General features: G+C 58.9%; 12 protein-coding genes. 2 read left to right on the top strand and 10 right to left on the bottom strand.

Annotated elements, in window-relative coordinates; genetic code table 11:
* Positions 1-6: 6 nt before the first annotated feature.
* Positions 7-2,370: a glycoside hydrolase family 31 protein gene (locus INF68_RS03415; protein WP_126786565.1), complete on the top strand. Its 2,364-nt coding sequence runs from the start codon at positions 7-9 to the stop codon at positions 2,368-2,370.
* Positions 2,371-2,557: 187 nt separating this feature from the next.
* On the opposite strand, the gene INF68_RS03410 is transcribed toward INF68_RS03415, so the two are convergent.
* Positions 2,558-4,153: an ABC-F family ATPase gene (locus INF68_RS03410; protein ID WP_023310897.1), complete on the bottom strand. Its 1,596-nt coding sequence runs from the start codon at positions 4,151-4,153 to the stop codon at positions 2,558-2,560.
* 222 nt (positions 4,154-4,375) lie between these two features.
* Between INF68_RS03410 and ldtB the strand changes: the two genes are divergently transcribed.
* Positions 4,376-5,296: a L,D-transpeptidase gene (ldtB, locus tag INF68_RS03405; protein ID WP_045403737.1), complete on the top strand. Its 921-nt coding sequence runs from the start codon at positions 4,376-4,378 to the stop codon at positions 5,294-5,296.
* 42 nt (positions 5,297-5,338) lie between these two features.
* Here ldtB and INF68_RS03400 read toward each other — a convergent pair whose 3' ends face one another.
* The 9 genes from INF68_RS03400 to mntR form a co-directional block, all read right to left on the bottom strand.
* The gene (locus INF68_RS03400; protein WP_126786564.1) at positions 5,339-6,055 is read right to left on the bottom strand and encodes a GntR family transcriptional regulator; all 717 of its coding nucleotides are present in this window, start codon (positions 6,053-6,055) and stop codon (positions 5,339-5,341) included.
* 15 nt (positions 6,056-6,070) lie between these two features.
* The gene (locus INF68_RS03395) at positions 6,071-7,393 is read right to left on the bottom strand and encodes a PTS sugar transporter subunit IIC (RefSeq protein WP_126786563.1); all 1,323 of its coding nucleotides are present in this window, start codon (positions 7,391-7,393) and stop codon (positions 6,071-6,073) included.
* A gap of 51 nt (positions 7,394-7,444) precedes the next feature.
* Complete coding sequence (locus INF68_RS03390) at positions 7,445-8,821, bottom strand: glycoside hydrolase family 1 protein (RefSeq protein ID WP_126786562.1); 1,377 nt, start codon at positions 8,819-8,821, stop codon at positions 7,445-7,447.
* Positions 8,822-8,969: 148 nt separating this feature from the next.
* Positions 8,970-10,010 carry an aldo/keto reductase gene (locus INF68_RS03385; protein WP_126786561.1) on the bottom strand — a complete coding sequence of 347 codons (1,041 nt, stop codon included), beginning with the start codon at positions 10,008-10,010 and terminating at the stop codon, positions 8,970-8,972.
* Between the two features lie 102 nt (positions 10,011-10,112).
* On the bottom strand, positions 10,113-11,636 hold the full coding sequence (locus tag INF68_RS03380) for an efflux transporter outer membrane subunit (protein ID WP_126786560.1): 1,524 nt from the start codon (positions 11,634-11,636) through the stop codon (positions 10,113-10,115).
* Positions 11,636-13,207, bottom strand: coding sequence for a DHA2 family efflux MFS transporter permease subunit (locus INF68_RS03375; protein WP_033145003.1), 1,572 nt, complete (start codon positions 13,205-13,207; stop codon positions 11,636-11,638). Before INF68_RS03375 ends, INF68_RS03380 begins: the two co-directional genes overlap by 1 nt.
* Positions 13,204-14,298 (bottom strand): HlyD family secretion protein, encoded by a 1,095-nt coding sequence (locus tag INF68_RS03370; RefSeq protein ID WP_032661279.1) that lies wholly within the window; start codon positions 14,296-14,298, stop codon positions 13,204-13,206. Before INF68_RS03370 ends, INF68_RS03375 begins: the two co-directional genes overlap by 4 nt.
* 101 nt (positions 14,299-14,399) lie before the next feature.
* Complete coding sequence (locus tag INF68_RS03365; protein WP_126786559.1) at positions 14,400-15,509, bottom strand: anion transporter; 1,110 nt, start codon at positions 15,507-15,509, stop codon at positions 14,400-14,402.
* Complete coding sequence (gene mntR, locus INF68_RS03360; protein ID WP_109846323.1) at positions 15,506-15,979, bottom strand: manganese-binding transcriptional regulator MntR; 474 nt, start codon at positions 15,977-15,979, stop codon at positions 15,506-15,508. Before mntR ends, INF68_RS03365 begins: the two co-directional genes overlap by 4 nt.
* Positions 15,980-16,142 lie beyond the last annotated feature (163 nt).

Below are 16,142 nucleotides of genomic sequence, written 5' to 3'. Positions count from 1 at the left end.
TTGCATATGAAAACCCTGAAAAACTGGACCCTTGATACGCAGTCGGCAAACCATCTGGAACTGCTGGTCGATAACCAGCACCGTCTGTGCCTGTATGTGCTGGAAGAGAACCTGTTCCGCGTGCTGATCAAACGCAAAGGCGAGCTGGCGCTGGACCGCACCTGGAGCATCGCCCCGGAACAAGACGTGCCGTGGGAAGGTCGCCGTCGTGACGATGTCAGCGGCTTCACCTGCCCGACCTGGACGCTGACGCAGCAGGACGACACGTTAACCGTGGCAACCGAACAGCTGCGCGTCACCGTGCACCAGCCGCTGTGGCTGGAGTGGCACTACCGCAATGAGGCGGGCGAGTGGCAGCCGCTGGTCAACGACCGCCCCACCAGCGCCTACCTGCTGAACGCCCACGGCGACGGCGTGGCGCACTACCTCAGCCGTCGTAAAGACGAGCGTTTCTACGGCCTGGGCGAAAAAGCGGGCAATCTGCAGCGCAACGGCAAGCGCTATGAGATGCGCAACCTCGACGCAATGGGGTATAACGCGGCCAGCACCGACCCGCTCTACAAGCATATTCCGTTCACTATCGCCCGCCGCGACGACGTCAGCTACGGCCTGTTCTACGACAACCTGAGCAGCTGCTGGCTGGATCTGGGTAACGAAATCGACAACTACCACACCGCCTATCGTCGCTGGCAGGCGGAAGCGGGCGATATCGATTACTACATCTTTACCGGCAAGCGCGTGCTGGACGTCACCAAAGCCTTCGTGCGCCTGACCGGGAAAACGCTGTTCGGACCGAAATGGAGTCTGGGCTACAGCGGCTCGACCATGCACTACACCGACGCGCCGGACGCCCAGAACCAGCTGATGAACTTCATCCGCCTGTGCGAAGAGCACGCCATCCCGTGCGACTCGTTCCAGCTCTCCTCCGGCTATACCTCTATCAACGGCAAGCGCTACGTCTTTAACTGGAACTATGACAAGGTGCCGCAGCCGAAGGTGATGAGCCAGGCCTTCCACGACGCGGGGCTGAAGCTGGCGGCAAACATCAAGCCGTGCCTGCTGCAGGACCATCCGCGCTATAACGAAGTGGCGGAGAGCGGCCTGTTCATTCGCGATTCAGAAACCGATGCACCGGAACGTTCCAGCTTCTGGGATGACGAAGGCTCGCACCTCGACTTTACCAACCCGCAGACGGTGCAGTGGTGGCAGAACGGCGTGACCACGCAGCTGCTGGAGATGGGCATCGACTCTACCTGGAACGACAACAACGAATATGAAGTGTGGGACGGGGAAGCGCGCTGCTTTGGCTTCGGCAAGGAGATCGCCATCAAGCACATTCGCCCGGTGATGCCGCTGCTGATGATGCGCGCCTCGCTGGAAGCGCAGCAGCGTTTCGCGCCGGAAAAACGTCCGTATCTCATCTCCCGCTCCGGCTGCGCCGGGATGCAGCGCTACGTCCAGACCTGGAGCGGCGACAACCGCACCAGCTGGGACACCCTGCGCTATAACATCCGCATGGGTCTGGGCATGAGCCTGTCTGGTCTGTTCAACGTCGGTCACGACGTCGGCGGTTTCTCCGGCGACAAACCGGACGCCGAGCTGTTCGTGCGCTGGGTGCAGAACGGCGTGATGCACCCGCGCTTTACCATTCACTCGTGGAACGATGACCACACCGTGAACGAGCCGTGGATGTACCCGGGCGTCACGCCAGCCATTCGCGGTGCGGTTGAGCTGCGCTACCGCCTGCTGCCGTACCTCTACACCCTGCTCTGGCAGGCGCATGCCGACGACGAGCCGATGCTGCGCCCGACCTTCCTCGACCACGAGCATGATGCGCAGACGTTTGAGGAGTGCGATGACTTCCTGCTGGGCCACGACCTGCTGGTGGCCAGCGTCGTCGAAGCCGGGCTGCGCGAGCGACGCGTCTGGCTGCCGGATAACGACACCGGCTGGTATGATTTTTACACCCACGCGTGGTATGCAGGCGGCCAGTCGATCGTCCTCGACGCGCCGCTGGAAAAACTGCCGCTGCTGGTGCGCGCCGGTGCCGGTCTTCCGCTGAGCGAACGCATCACGCATGTGAGTGCCGAAAAAGATACGACCCGTGAACTGAAGCTGTTCCCGGTGAAGGGAGTCGGCACGACCACCGGAATGCTGTTTGAAGACGACGGCGAAAGCTGGGGCTACCAGAACGGCAATGCGCTGTGGGTGGAGTGGGAAATGGTGTGCGACGGCGCAACCATCAACCTGAAGGTTAACGCGCGCGGGGATTATCGTCCGGCGTGGAAATCGCTTAAGGTGTCGCTGCCTGCAGGGGAAAAACGTACGCTGCTGGTGAACGGGGTCGAAGGGGGCGAGTGGGTGGTCTAGTGCGGCCCGATGCCCTCACCCTAACCCTCTCCCAGGGGGAGAGGGAATAAAGGCACGCCCCCTTTCCCTAAGTATTTCGCGCTGCAGGAAGGCGGCAAGCCTGTGAATCCCCGGGAGCTTACATAAGTAAGTGACCGGGGTGAACAGGTGAAGCCAACGCATCTGCAGCGTGAAAGACGACGGGAAATTAGCCGTCGATACCTTTACTGCGCAGGTAATCTTCATAGTTACCGGTGAAGTCCACCACGCGCTCTGGCGTAATTTCGATCACGCGGGTCGCCAGCGAGCTGACGAACTCACGGTCGTGAGAGACGAAGATCAGGGTACCCTGATACATCTCCAGCGCCATGTTCAGAGATTCGATGGATTCCATGTCCAGGTGGTTAGTCGGTTCGTCCATCACCAGGATGTTTGGTTTTTCCATCATCAGCTTGCCGAACAGCATGCGGCCCTTCTCACCACCGGAGAGCACCTTAGCCGGCTTTTTGATATCGTCCTGGCTGAACAGCAGACGACCCAGAATGCTGCGTACCGCCTGCTCGTCGTCGCCTTCCTGCTTCCACTGGCTCATCCAGTCAAAGACGGTCAGGTCATTTTCGAACTCGTACTCATGGTCCTGCGCGTAGTAGCCAATCTGCGCGTTTTCAGACCACTTCACGGTGCCGTTGTCCGGCTGCAGTTCGCCGACCAGGGTTTTCAGCATGGTGGATTTACCCACGCCGTTGGCGCCGAGGATGGCAATCTTCTCGCCCACTTCCAGCAGCAGGTTGAAGTTTTTAAACAGCGGGCCTTCATCGAAGCCTTTGGTAAGGGCTTCCACTTCCAGCGCGTTACGGAACAGCTTCTTGTCCTGCTCGAAGCGGATGAACGGGTTCTGACGGCTGGAGGCTTTAACCTCTTCCAGCTTGATTTTATCAATCTGACGCGCGCGCGAGGTCGCCTGACGCGACTTAGAGGCGTTGGCGCTAAAGCGGCTGACGAAGGACTGCAGGTCAGCAATCTGCGCTTTCTTCTTGGCGTTATCCGCCAGCAGACGTTCACGCGCCTGGGTAGCCGCCGTCATGTACTCGTCGTAGTTGCCCGGGTAAACGCGCAGCTCGCCGTAGTCCAGATCCGCCATGTGCGTACAGACCATGTTCAGGAAGTGACGGTCGTGCGAGATGATGATCATGGTGCTGTCGCGATCGTTCAGCGTCTGCTCCAGCCAGCGGATGGTGTCGATGTCCAGGTTGTTCGTCGGTTCGTCGAGCAGCAGGATGTCCGGGTTAGAGAACAGCGCCTGTGCCAGCAGCACGCGCAGCTTCCAGCCTGGCGCCACTTCGCTCATCGGGCCGTAATGTTGTTCAACCGGAATGCCTACGCCCAGCAGCAGCTCGCCCGCGCGCGCTTCTGCAGAGTAACCGTCCATCTCACCGTACTGCGTTTCCAGATCGGCCACTTTATAGCCGTCTTCTTCGCTCATTTCGGCCAGCGCGTAGATGCGATCGCGCTCCTGCTTCACTTCCCACAGTTCCCCATGCCCCATGATCACGGTGTCGAGCACGGTGAACTCTTCGAAGGCGAACTGATCCTGACGCAGCTTACCGATACGCTCGTTAGGGTCGAGCGATACGTTGCCGAGCGTTGGCTCCAGGTCACCGCCGAGGATCTTCATAAAGGTGGATTTTCCGCTACCGTTGGCACCAATCAGGCCGTAACGGTTGCCGCCGCCAAATTTGACGGAAATGTTTTCGAACAGCGGCTTACTGCCAAACTGCATAGTGACGTTGCTGGTAACTAACACGGGGAGATTCCTGCGAAAAGTGTGATAAACACGGCATTATGCCACAATTCCGAATTGAGATCCCGTGTTGCGGCAATCCACTAAACTTTAACAAAATCGAAAAAAATGTGATTTCGTACACATCTGAATTCCCTGTTAGCGGGAATGCACATATAATGCGCTCCCATCACAGATTCAGACTTATCAACTCATCGCCAGAATGGCTTAGATACCTCGCACAACATGAACATGAAATTAACAACGCTTTTAGCGGCGGCGTTAGCCGTAGTAGGTTTTTGTAAGACCGCGTCTGCGGTGACGTATCCCCTGCCAACAGACGGTAGCCGTCTGGTAGGCCAGAACCAGGTTGTGACGGTACCAGAAGGTAACTCTCAGCCGCTGGAGTATTTCGCTGCACAGTACCAGCTGGGCCTGTCTAACATGCTGGAAGCGAACCCGGGCGTTGACCCGTATCTGCCGAAAGCGGGTACCGTGCTGAATATTCCTCAGCAGCTGATCCTGCCGGATACCGTTCATGAAGGTATCGTGATTAACAGCGCCGAAATGCGTCTGTATTACTACCCGAAAGGCACCAACACCGTTATCGTGCTGCCAATCGGTATCGGCCAGCTGGGTAAAGACACCCCAATGAACTGGACCACCAAAGTTGAGCGTAAGAAAGCGGGCCCAACCTGGACGCCGACTGCCAAAATGCACGCGGAATACATCGCTGCGGGCGAACCGCTGCCAGCCGTTGTACCGGCAGGCCCGGATAACCCAATGGGTCTGTACGCGCTGTACATTGGCCGCCTGTACGCTATCCACGGTACCAACGCCAACTTCGGTATTGGCCTGCGCGTAAGCCACGGCTGCGTGCGCCTGCGTAACGACGACATCAAATTCCTGTTTGAAAACGTGCCGGTCGGTACGCGCGTGCAGTTCATCAACGAACCGGTGAAAGCGACCTCTGAGCCAGACGGCAGCCGCTACATCGAAGTGCACAACCCGCTGTCCACCAGCGAAGACCAGATCAACAACAACGAAGTCGTTCCTGTTACGCTGAACAGCGCGGTACAGGCGGTAACGTCTCAGCCAGACGTTGAAACAGCGATTGTTGACCAGGCCGTGCAGAACCGCTCCGGTATGCCGGTGCGTCTGAACTGACAGAGAAGCATTAAAAAAGCGGGCCTCGTTGCCCGCTTTTTTTTATCCGTTATTCACGATCACGATCCCACCGTGGTCGTACCGATAGTGGCAGTGGGCATACTCCAGCGGCGTGCCGTCCTCCAGATAAATCACCTGCTCCACTTCCAGCACCGGATCGGTCTGCTCGCAGACCAGATGCTCCCTGTCCAGCGCGTTGGGCTTAAGCGCCCGCACCACCCGATACGACCCCATAATTTTCAGCGCCAGGGTCTCCTGAACGTACTGAAACACCGACCCTTCAAGATGGTTTTTCGTCAGGCCCGGCACCAGATTCATCGGCATCACCGTGGAATCCAGCGACATCGGTTCGCCGTTCAGCAGACGGAGTCGAATGAAGTCATAGATCGGCGCATCGGCGTTAATCATCAGCGACGCCTGCTCTTTTTCGTTCGGGAAGCGCAGCTCGAAATGCACCACCCGGCTGGTCACCGTGCCCAGATGTTCCCAGGTTTTGGTCGCACCAAAGTAGTCGCTGCCGGAGAGATCCCACTGCGAGAGCTGAAGGAAGTTTTTACGGATGAACGTGCCCTGCCCCTGGCGGGTATAGACCAGACCTTCGACGATCAGCTGGCGCATCGCCTGCTGAATGGTCATCCGGCTGGTGCTGAACTCCGCCGCCAGCGCAAACTGGTCCGGCAGGGGTTCATTGGCGGCGTACTGCTGGCTGATAATGCGTTTCTTAATTTCCCGCGCTATGGTGATGTACTTCGCCGCCATCGTCCTTCCTTTCAGTTAGTTTTCTATCCCGCTGTTTTTCAACGCCACTCTCTCGGCAATCTTGAGGAAAGGCAGGTAGAAGAATACACCAAATACGATGATTGCCAACTGCACCACCACCGCCCGCCAGTCCCCCGCCGTGGCAAGCCAGGCGCTGAGAATGGGCGGCGTGGTCCACGGGATCATCACCACGCAGCGCGACATTAACCCCAGCGTGGTACAGAGCCAGGCGAAGTAAATGCCGATGGCGGGCAGCAGCACGAACGGGATCATCAGCGGCAGGTTAAACACGATCGGCAGGCCAAAAATCACCGGCTCGTTGATGTTAAACAGGCCCGGCGCCAGCGACAGACGCGCCACCTGCTTCGCCGACTTTTGTCGGGAAAAGATAAAGATGGCAATCAGCAGCGAGATCGTGCTGCCCGTGCCGCCCACCATGCCAAACGTCGGCACGAAGATGTTGTTGATGATATGCGGGATGGGCTGACCGTTGGCGAAGGCCAGCATGTTCTCGTTGGTGTTGATCAGCAGGAACGGCTCCAGCACCACGCTGTTGACGACAGACTGATGAATACCCAGCGTAAACAGGAAGTTACCGAAGCTGTAGATGAAAATCGTCCCCGGCAGGCTGGTGTTGATCAGCCGCAGCGGCTGCTGGATAAAGGTAGTAATAAGATGGATCAGGTCCGTGTGCAGCACGTTTGCCAGTATCGCCGCCAGCACCGCGAACAGGGAGAGCGTGAGGATAGTCGGGATCAGCGCGGTAAAGGATTTGCTCACCGCCGGAGGCACGTTTTCCCCGAGGGAAATGTGCAGCGCCTTCAGGCGCGAAATGGCGATAAACAGTTCCGTTGAGAGCAGCCCGATCAGCACCCCGGCGAAAATCCCGGTTGAGCCGATATTGGCGAACGTCAGCACCTGGGTGACGTTCACCGCGGCGTCGCTGCCGACGGGCGTAATCTGCAGGCGCATCGGCATCATGATGATGAAGCTGCTGACGGCGATAACCACTGCCGAGACCGGATTGTCGAAATCTTTGTTGCGCGCCAGCGACCAGGCAATCATCGGGGCCAGCAGCAGCGCGGCGATGTTCAGCGTGCCGTTGATAATCGCCTCGCCCCACACCTTAAACTGCGCGAGCGTGTCGCCGTGAAAAATCCACGGAAATACCACGTTGTTCACCAGCACCGCCACACCGGCGAGGATGAAAATGGGCATCACCGTGGCGAAGGCGTCGCGCAGGGAGCGCAGGTGCACCTGATTAGCCAGGCGAGCCGAGAACTCTACAAACTTATCGACAAAAGACTGCATGTGCGGTGTTATTTTTGTTTCAGACATAGCGGATAGTTCCCATCAATCAGTCACAAAAACGGCCCGGCAGCGTACGGCTTACATCTCGCGTCCGTTGGTATGGATAACCTGTTTTAACCACGCGTAGCTCTTCTTCGGCACGCGCTTCAGGTCTTTCAGGTCGTGGTTTTCCCGGTTGACATAGACCACGCCGTAACGCTTACGCATGTCGCCCTGGGAGCTGAGAATGTCGATTAACCCCCAGCCGAGGTAGCCGATCACCTCTGCCCCGTCCTCGAACATCGCCTCCTTCATGGCATTGATATGCGCCCGGTGGTAGTCGATGCGGTAGGTGTCCTCGATCGGATTGATGCCGTCCCAGGACTCAATCACCCCGATGCCGTTTTCGATCGGGAAGACCGGCATCCGCCAGTCGTTGGCGTAGCGGGTGATGATGGTGCGAAAGCCCAGCGGATCGATCTGCCAGTTCCACTCGGTGGCCTTCAGGTACGGGTTGTTTTTCTCGCCGTGCAGCAGGTAATAGTTTACCGGCGTGCCTTCCGGGATCGCATCACTGTCCAGCGTTTTGCTGGCGTAGTAGCTGAAGGCCATATAGTCGTTTCTGGTGCGCGCCAGCAGCGCTAAATCCTCGGCGCGGTAGATATCGCCAAAGCCTTCCTGTTCCACCACCGCCATCACCGCCGGGCTGTAGCCCTGCCCTGCGAAGACGCGCAGCAGGTTCTGGTTGAGGAATTCGTCGTACTGCTGGGCGCAGAAGATATCGCGCGGTTTGCAGGTGGCCGGGTAGATCAGCTGGTGCGCCAGCATGCCGCCCATCAGCTGGCCGGGTCTGGTCTGGTGCAGATATTCGGTCAACGCCATGTGCGCCACCATCGCATGATGCTGCAGCTCGTACAGCTCGCGCAGGGTTTTGTCGCCGTGCATATAGCCGGAAATGCGGAACGCTTCCGGCATATGGAAGATGTTCTGCTCGTTGAAGGTCAGCCAGTACTTCACGCGGTCGCCATAGCAGTCGATCATCTTTTTGCCGTAGCGGATAAAGGCCTCCATCACGCGGCGGTCGTTGAAGCCGTTGTACTCCTGCGCCAGCGCCAGCGGCATATCGAAGTGGTACAGGCAGATCATCGGCTCGATGCCGCGGGCGATCAGATCGTCGATAAAACGGTCATAAAACGCGATGCCCTCGTCGTTGAACGCGCCGTCGCCCTGCGGGCAGACGCGGCTCCATGAGATCTGAAAGCGGTAGCAGTTCATGCCCAGATCCTGCATCAGGTCGAAATCTTCCCGGTAGCGGTGGTAGGAGTCGGTCGCGACTTTCCAGTCGGAGACGTTCTCCCCGGCTTCGCGAATGTCGTACACCGACATCCCTTTCCCACCCTCGTTCCATGCGCCTTCTGTCTGCATGCTTGACACCGAGTTGCCCCATAAAAAATTGGCCGGCAGCGAATTGTTCATGCTCTCTCCCTATATGACTAGTCATTTAAAATATCATGACTAGTCATATAGGCGAAGATGAAATGGGGATCAAAGGGGAGGATCGTTTTTTGTGAGCAATGCGGGAAAAAAAGCCCCGGTTAGCGATGCACTACCGGGGCAAGGAAGGTTATTGTTGCACGAGCTGATTGCGGCGATATTCACCCTGCCGCTCCAGCATCCAGCCCGGGTATTCGCGCGGCAGTGCGCTCACCGCATCAAGCTGCTTGAGTTCGTCTTCGCTCAGTCGGATCCCGGTCGCGGCGATATTGTCGTCCAGCTGTTCAACGCGTTTCGCGCCAATGATGACGCTGGTCACCGCTTTCTGATGCAGCAGCCACGCCAGCGCGATTTGCGCGACGGAGACACCCTTGCTTTCGGCGATAGTACGCATCACGTCCACGCAGTCGAAGGCGCGATCTTTGTTCACCGGCGGGAAGTCGAACTCCAAACGGCGACCGCCGGCTTCGCTCTGCCCGTCGCGGCCATATTTTCCGCTCAGCAGGCCGCCTGCCAGCGGGCTCCAGACCATCAGCCCGACGCCTTCGCTCTGCATCATCGGCACCAGCTCGCGCTCAAGATCGCGTCCGGCAATGGTGTAATACGCCTGGAGGGATGCGAAGCGCGCCAGCCCGAGACGCTCGGAAATGCCCAGCGCTTTGGCAATCTGCCACGCCGCCCAGTTCGAGACGCCGATATAGCGCACGTGGCCGTGCTGCACCAGGTTATCCAGCGCGTAGAGCATTTCTTCAATCGGCGTTGCGGGGTCGAAGCCGTGAAGCTGGTAGAGATCGATATGATCGAGCTGCAGGCGGCGCAGGCTCTCCTTCACGCTGCTGATGATATGATAGCGCGAGCTGCCGCGCGAGTTCACCCCTGCCGTTCCCGTTTCGCCGAACACTTTCGTGGCGACCACCACGTTCTCGCGAGGGATCTTCAGATTTTTCAGCGCCTGACCGGTGATCTCCTCCGAGCGTCCTTCCGAGTAAACGTCCGCAGTGTCGATAAAGTTGATCCCGGCATCCAGCGCGCGGCCCACCAGCTGCTCGGCTTCACTTTGCTGGAGCTGACCAATCTTACCCCACATGCCGCCCTCGCCGCCGAAGGTCATGGTGCCGAGGCACAGTTCAGAAACAAACAGACCGGTGTTGCCCAGTTTTTGATAACGCATAAGTTATTCCTCGCATGTCGATTGGGTACCCGATAGTTATACCCGCCCCTCAGCCATCGCGAATGTGGTGTTCCTGTCCGTTTCTTGCCCAATCCTCTGAATTTATCCGCGCGGGGCGTCGCCAAAGACGCTGTAGTCCGGTAACTGCACCTGCTGATACGGCTCCCAGCCGCCGCCGAGAGCCTTGTAGAGCGCCACGAGATCGAGCGCGCTCTGCACCTGCGCCTGTGCGCGCTGCTGCTGGGCCTGCGCGAGCTGCCGCTGCGCGTCCAGCACGTCGATAAAGCTGGCAATCCCCTGGCGGTAGCTGTCGCTTGCCAGGTCAAAAGCGTTTTGCAGGGCGTCGATCGTTTTTGCGAGACCCGCTTCACGCTGCTGGTCGGTGCGATAGCTCACCAGCGCGTTTTCCACATCCCCGAGCGCGGTCAGCACAGTCTGGCGATAGTCCAGCACCGCCGCTCCCTGCTGCGCGCGCGCCACCTTGACGCTGGAGACCAGCCGACCGCCCTGGAAGATCGGAATAGAGACCTGCGGGCCAAAGCTGTAGAAGTGGCTGCTCCAGTCGGTCAGCCAGTTGGTTTCGCTGTTGCGCAGGCCAAACTGCCCGGAGAGCGTAAAGCTCGGGAACAGCTCCGCCACCGAGACGCCGATTTGCGCCGTGGCGGCGTGAAGGTTCGCCTCCGCTTCGCGCACGTCCGGACGGCGTCGCGCCAGCGTGGACGGAATGCCGGTCTGCACGATATCCGGCAGGGCCGGCATCGGCTGCACGCTTTGCAATTCCGCATCCAGCGCCCCAGGCGGCTTGCCGAGCAGGATCGCCAGGCCGTTCATCGCCTGCCGCTCCTGCGCCTGATACTGCGGAAGCTGGGCCTCAAGATTGCCTAACTGCGCCCGGGCGTTTTCCACGTCCATCTGTGGCGATAGCCCGCCGCGCTGGCGGTTTTCGGTGAGATCCAGCGTCTGCTGCGCGCTTTTAATCTGGGTGTTCAGCGTGGCTATAATGCTCTGCGCCCCGCGCAGCTGGAGCCACGCGCGCGCCACTTCCGCCTCCAGCGACACCAGCGCGTCGTTACGCTGCTCGATGGCGGCTTTCTGCTGCGCTTCGGCGGCTTCCACCTGACGACGCACCTTGCCCCACAGGTCAATTTCCCACTGGGCGTCGAAGCTGCCCTGGTAGAGGTTAATCGGCTGCGTCAGCGGCCCCAGCGCGCCTTTCAGGTTGGGATCGATGCTATCCACCTGGTCGTACACGCCGTGAGATTTCAGCTCTCCTTCCAGGCCAAGCTGCTGGCGCGTCGCCTGCAGATTGCCGTTGACCGACGGATAAAACGCTCCGCCCGCCTGGTTAATCTGCTCTCGTGCCCCGGCGATGCGCAGCACCGTCTGCTGCAGCGTCAGGTTTCCGGCGATCGCACGTTCAACCAGGCTGTCGAGCTGCGGCGAGCCGAAGGTCTTCCACCAGCGCGGGTTGGTCGCGGCGGAGGTAGTTTGCGATTTCACCGCGCTGTCGCCCTTATCGTTCCAGTGCGTAACGGCGGGCGGCGCAGGCTGCTGGTAGTCCGGCCCGACGGCGCAGCCCGCCAGCAGCATCATTATCATCAGGGGGTGTAAACGTCTGTGTATCATCAATGTGCTCCTGCACTCCCCTCGCTCTTAACCGGCGAGAGCAACAAACAAAACGGAATCAGTAACAAGGCCACCGCGCTCAGAATGGTAAAGACGTCGATGTAGGCCAGGAAGCGCGACTGCTCGATCATCGTCTGGTACATGCGTCCGGTGGCGATGCCGGTGGGGTCGCCCACCTGGGTAGTGAAGTTCTGGATCGCCTGGGCGCTTTCGCGTATCGCCTGCTGGAACTGCTCGTTAAGCGGCGAGGCGTGGTACGCCAGATGCGCGCTGTGCGCCTGCGCGCGTTCGGTGATGGCCGCCGTCGAAAGGGATATGCCAATCGAACCCGCTACGTTGCGGAACATGGTAAACAGCGCCGCCGCATCGGCATTCAGCCGCCTCGGTATCGAGATAAACGCAATCGTCGTGAGCGGCACAAACAGGAACCCCAGCCCTATCGACTGGGCGCTGCGGAACAGCACCAGCGTTTCGAAGTCGATATCCGGCGTCAGCGTTCGCGACCAGAAGAACGACACCGCCAGACAGGTAAAGCCAAAAGCGATGATCCAGCGCGTCTGCACCACCGGCATCAGCTTCAGCACCAGCGGAATGGTTAACACAATCAGCACCGCCCCGGGCGACAGCACCAGCCCCGACCAGGTAGCGGTGTAGCCCAGGTCCTGCTGCGCCAGCTGCGGGATAACAACCGAGCTGCCGTACAAAATCATCGCCATCCCCGCCATCAGCAGGCTGGAGATGGCAAAGTTGCGGTCTTTCATGCAGTGCAGATCCACCACCGGCTTTCTGGCATATACCAGCCAGTAGATGGCGCCGATAATGCCGACAAGCGTCAACACGCCGAAGGTGCGGATAAAGTTCGAGTAGAACCAGTCCTCGTCTTCTCCCCGGTCGAGCATCACCTGCAGACAGCCCAGCCCCAGCGCGATCAGGCCGATCCCCGTCCAGTCGATAGTCAGCTTCTCTTTTGATTTGCTCTCCCACGGCGGATCTTCCAGCAGCTGGTAGATCGCCAGCACCGTCACAATCCCCACCGGAATGTTGATAAAGAACACCCAGCGCCAGGAATAGTTGTCGGTGATCCAACCGCCCAGCGTCGGGCCGAGCACCGGCGCAACGATAATCGCAATGGAGGACAGACCAAACGCTTTGCCCCGGTCTTCGGGTTTGAAGTAGTCGAGCAGCACCGACTGCTGCGTGGGCTGCAGCCCGCCGCCAAAAAAGCCCTGCATCACGCGGAACAGGATGATCTGCCACAGCTCGGTGGCAATCCCGCACAGGAACGAGCAGACGGTAAACATGACGATGCAAATCAGGAAGAACTGCTTGCGGCCAAACACCCGGCTCAGAAACGCCGAGATGGGCAGCACGATGCCGTTCGCGACCAGATAGCTGGTTAACACCCAGGTAGATTCGTCATAGCTGGACGAGAGCGATCCTGCCACGTGGGGGAGCGCCACGTTGACGATGGTGGTATCCAGAATTTCCATGAATACCGCCAGGGTGACGACAATCGCCACCGCCCACGGATTGCTGGCGGGCTTCCAGCTGTCGTGGCTGTGATCCGTCATTCCACCGTCACCTTCGGTGCGACCGACAGCCCCAGCGGCAGCGGTTTGTTTGGATCCAGGCCCTTATCAATCACGATTTTGACCGGCACGCGCTGCACAATTTTGACGAAGTTACCGGTGGCATTTTCTGCCGGGAATGCGGAGAAGCGCGAGCCGCTGCCCTGCTGGATACTGTCTACGTGGCCCTCAAGCTCCATATCCGGCCACGCGTCGACGGACACGGTGACCTTATCGCCCGGCTTCATGCGCTCGAGCTGCGACTCTTTAAAGTTCGCGACCACCCACACGTTAGGGGAAACCAGCGAGAACAGCGCCGTTCCCGCCTGCACCAGCGTGCCGGGCTGCACGTTGCGTTTGGTAACAACGCCGTCGAACGGGGCGCGAACTTCGGTATAGGAGAGATTAAGGTTGGCGGTTTCCAGCTGCGCTTTAGCCTGATCGACCTGACGCTCGCGCGCTTCAACGTTGGTTTCCTGCTGGCGGATTTGCAGCTGTACCTGCTCTGCCACTTCCAGCTGCGCCTGAGCGCTGGCCAGCCCTGCCTGCGCGCTGCGCAGTTGAGCGTTCGCGGAATCAATACTTTGCTGGGTGGTCGCACGCGGGTCGACGCCGCGCTGACGACGGTACTCTGCCTGCGCGTTCGCCAGATCGGCCTGCGCTTTCAGCACCTGCGCTTTGGCTTCGTCACGCTGGGCGGGATACTGGACTTTTGAAAGCGCCAGCTGCGCCTGGGCCTGATGCAGCTGCGCGATAGCCAGCCCAAGCTGGGCCTGAGCCTGATCGCGCTGCGCGGTGGTGTCCCGCGGATCGATAACCACCAGCAGATCGCCCTTTTTCACGCGCTGGTTATCGCGCACGCGCAGCTCGGTAACGTAGCCCGCCGTTTTGGGGGCAATCGTCACCACGTCGCCGTCGGTAAAGGCGTCGTCGGTCGTCTCTTCGTTACGGGTTAAAAACCACCAGACCAGCGCCACGACCACCATTACCACCACGACAATGCCGAGGATAATTAACGGTTTCTTGCCCGGGCGCTTACGCTCATTATTGTTTTTGTCCTGCTCGTCAGCAGGCGGGTTTTGATCTTCAGCCATAGTTCAGCAACGGTCCTGTCAGTGAGCGGCATCACACTATGCCGTTCACTAAAGCTAGGACGTTGCTATACGTTTGCCAGGAAAAACTGACAAATTGCGCACTATATGAGAAGGAATATTCCGAAACCAATCGCCGCGGCCCAAACCAGCATCGGGATCGACCAGACGTGGAAACGCCACCAGATACGACGGTCGTTGGCCATACGCAGGGCAATCAGGTTTGCCAGCGAGCCGGGCAGCAGCCCAAACCCGCCGATGTTCACCGCCCAGGCCAGAAGCGTATCGGGCGGAACATAGTTGAGCAGCAGAATAGTGGACGGTACGTTGCTGATAAACTGCGACAGGCCAATCGCCGTCAGCCACAGTCCCGGCTGAGACAGCGTGCTGACGCTGTGCAGAACGTTCTGCAGTACCGGAAGCTGGATAAGGAGATGCACATCAATAAACATCGCCATAAAGACCAGCAGCAGCGTCCAGTCCACGCTCACCAGCACGCGACGCGCCAGGACAACAAACCCCGCGGCAACGAGCAGGACGCCCGCCAGCTCATACTTCAGCTCCAGCGCGAACAGAAAGACGATGTATAACCCAAGACAGCCCCACACCAGACGCGGCTGCCACTGCGGGCCGGTTGTGCCGCTGTGGTACTGCAGCTTTTTATCCGGAAACGCGAACCAGCATACCGCCAGTAGCGAAAGCATCATCACCAGCGCCAGAGGGGCCATCTGCCAGATGAAGGCGGCGAACGACAGACCGGACCGTCCCCACAGAAGGATATTTTGCGGGTTGCCAATTGGCGTCAGAAGCGAGCCTGCATTGACGGCAAGCGCTTCAAAGATGATCAGCCGGCTGACCGGGATCTCGCACAGCTTACGCAGCGTGAGCGTGAGGGGCACGATGATAAACAGCGCCACATCGTTGGTCAGAAACGTCGACAGTACCGCGGCGGAGAACACCATAAACAGGGACAGCCTGCGCTCGGTGGCAAAGCGGCGCACCATTTTACGGCCCAGAACGTCAAAATAGCCGCTCAGCTCGACCCCTTTGGTGAGCATCATCAAGCCGCTCAGGGTAATGATGGTGCGCCAGTCAATTGCGGCGGGCCAGGCGTGTGGCGCAAAAGGCACAAAGAGGCTTAACGCTGCGCCAATGATTAATAAGAGATGGAAGAAACGATCGCGTGCCAGGGCCTGCAGTCCGGGGATTTTCATTCAGCGGAGGAACCATATTTAAGGGTAAATTCGCGAAACTTCACCAGCGTCTCTTCGCTGACGTGGTGTTCCATGCCTTCCGCATCCCGGCGGGCAATCTCCGGGCTGACGCCCAGCACCAGTAAAAAATTCTCCACAAGCTGATGACGCTCGCGGCTCTCCTGCGCGAGTTTCTCCCCTTCCGGCGTCAGAAAAACACCGCGCCAGGGGATCATTTCAATTAAGCCCACGGAGGCCAGGCGTTTTAACATTTTAGCGACAGTTGGCTGTGAAACCCCCAGCCTGGCGGCCATATCGACCTGGCGCGCTTCACCAACCTCACGGATCAGATCGGAAATGAGTTCAACATAGTCATCAATCAGTTCACGCCGGTGCGCTTCACGGACCTGGCGAAAACCTTCGACATGTTCTTCAACATTCACCAGTTGCGTCGTTTTCCTCATTGTCGGATGACCTGCGCGACGGTTCATTGTACTTCCTCAGTGGGGTGACGCTTCCAGCGCCCGGTTTGGAGAGCGCACATTGTAAACCATAGCTCCGCAAGCACAAAAAATTAACGAAATAGCCATAGCTATACAATATAGCCTGTGCTATATCTGTATGTAATGCAGTCACCCTTCACGGATCGAAGGG

Source organism: Enterobacter cloacae complex sp. P16RS2 (assembly GCF_014982155.1).
Lineage (GTDB): Bacteria > Pseudomonadota > Gammaproteobacteria > Enterobacterales > Enterobacteriaceae > Enterobacter > Enterobacter cloacae_M.
Note: the sequence above shows the minus strand (reverse complement) of the source record. Positions and strands in the feature narration are given on the sequence as shown.

Coding starts and splice junctions, on each gene's coding strand:
- INF68_RS03400 (WP_126786564.1), bottom strand. CDS start 6,055: ATGGCGGCGAAGTACATCACCATAGCGCGGGAAATTAAGAAACGCATT.
- INF68_RS03390 (WP_126786562.1), bottom strand. CDS start 8,821: ATGAACAATTCGCTGCCGGCCAATTTTTTATGGGGCAACTCGGTGTCA.
- INF68_RS03365 (WP_126786559.1), bottom strand. CDS start 15,509: ATGAAAATCCCCGGACTGCAGGCCCTGGCACGCGATCGTTTCTTCCAT.
- INF68_RS03370 (WP_032661279.1), bottom strand. CDS start 14,298: ATGGCTGAAGATCAAAACCCGCCTGCTGACGAGCAGGACAAAAACAAT.
- INF68_RS03415 (WP_126786565.1), top strand. CDS start 7: ATGAAAACCCTGAAAAACTGGACCCTTGATACGCAGTCGGCAAACCAT.
- INF68_RS03385 (WP_126786561.1), bottom strand. CDS start 10,010: ATGCGTTATCAAAAACTGGGCAACACCGGTCTGTTTGTTTCTGAACTG.
- INF68_RS03395 (WP_126786563.1), bottom strand. CDS start 7,393: ATGTCTGAAACAAAAATAACACCGCACATGCAGTCTTTTGTCGATAAG.
- INF68_RS03375 (WP_033145003.1), bottom strand. CDS start 13,207: ATGACGGATCACAGCCACGACAGCTGGAAGCCCGCCAGCAATCCGTGG.
- INF68_RS03380 (WP_126786560.1), bottom strand. CDS start 11,636: ATGATACACAGACGTTTACACCCCCTGATGATAATGATGCTGCTGGCG.
- mntR (WP_109846323.1), bottom strand. CDS start 15,979: ATGAACCGTCGCGCAGGTCATCCGACAATGAGGAAAACGACGCAACTG.
- ldtB (WP_045403737.1), top strand. CDS start 4,376: ATGAACATGAAATTAACAACGCTTTTAGCGGCGGCGTTAGCCGTAGTA.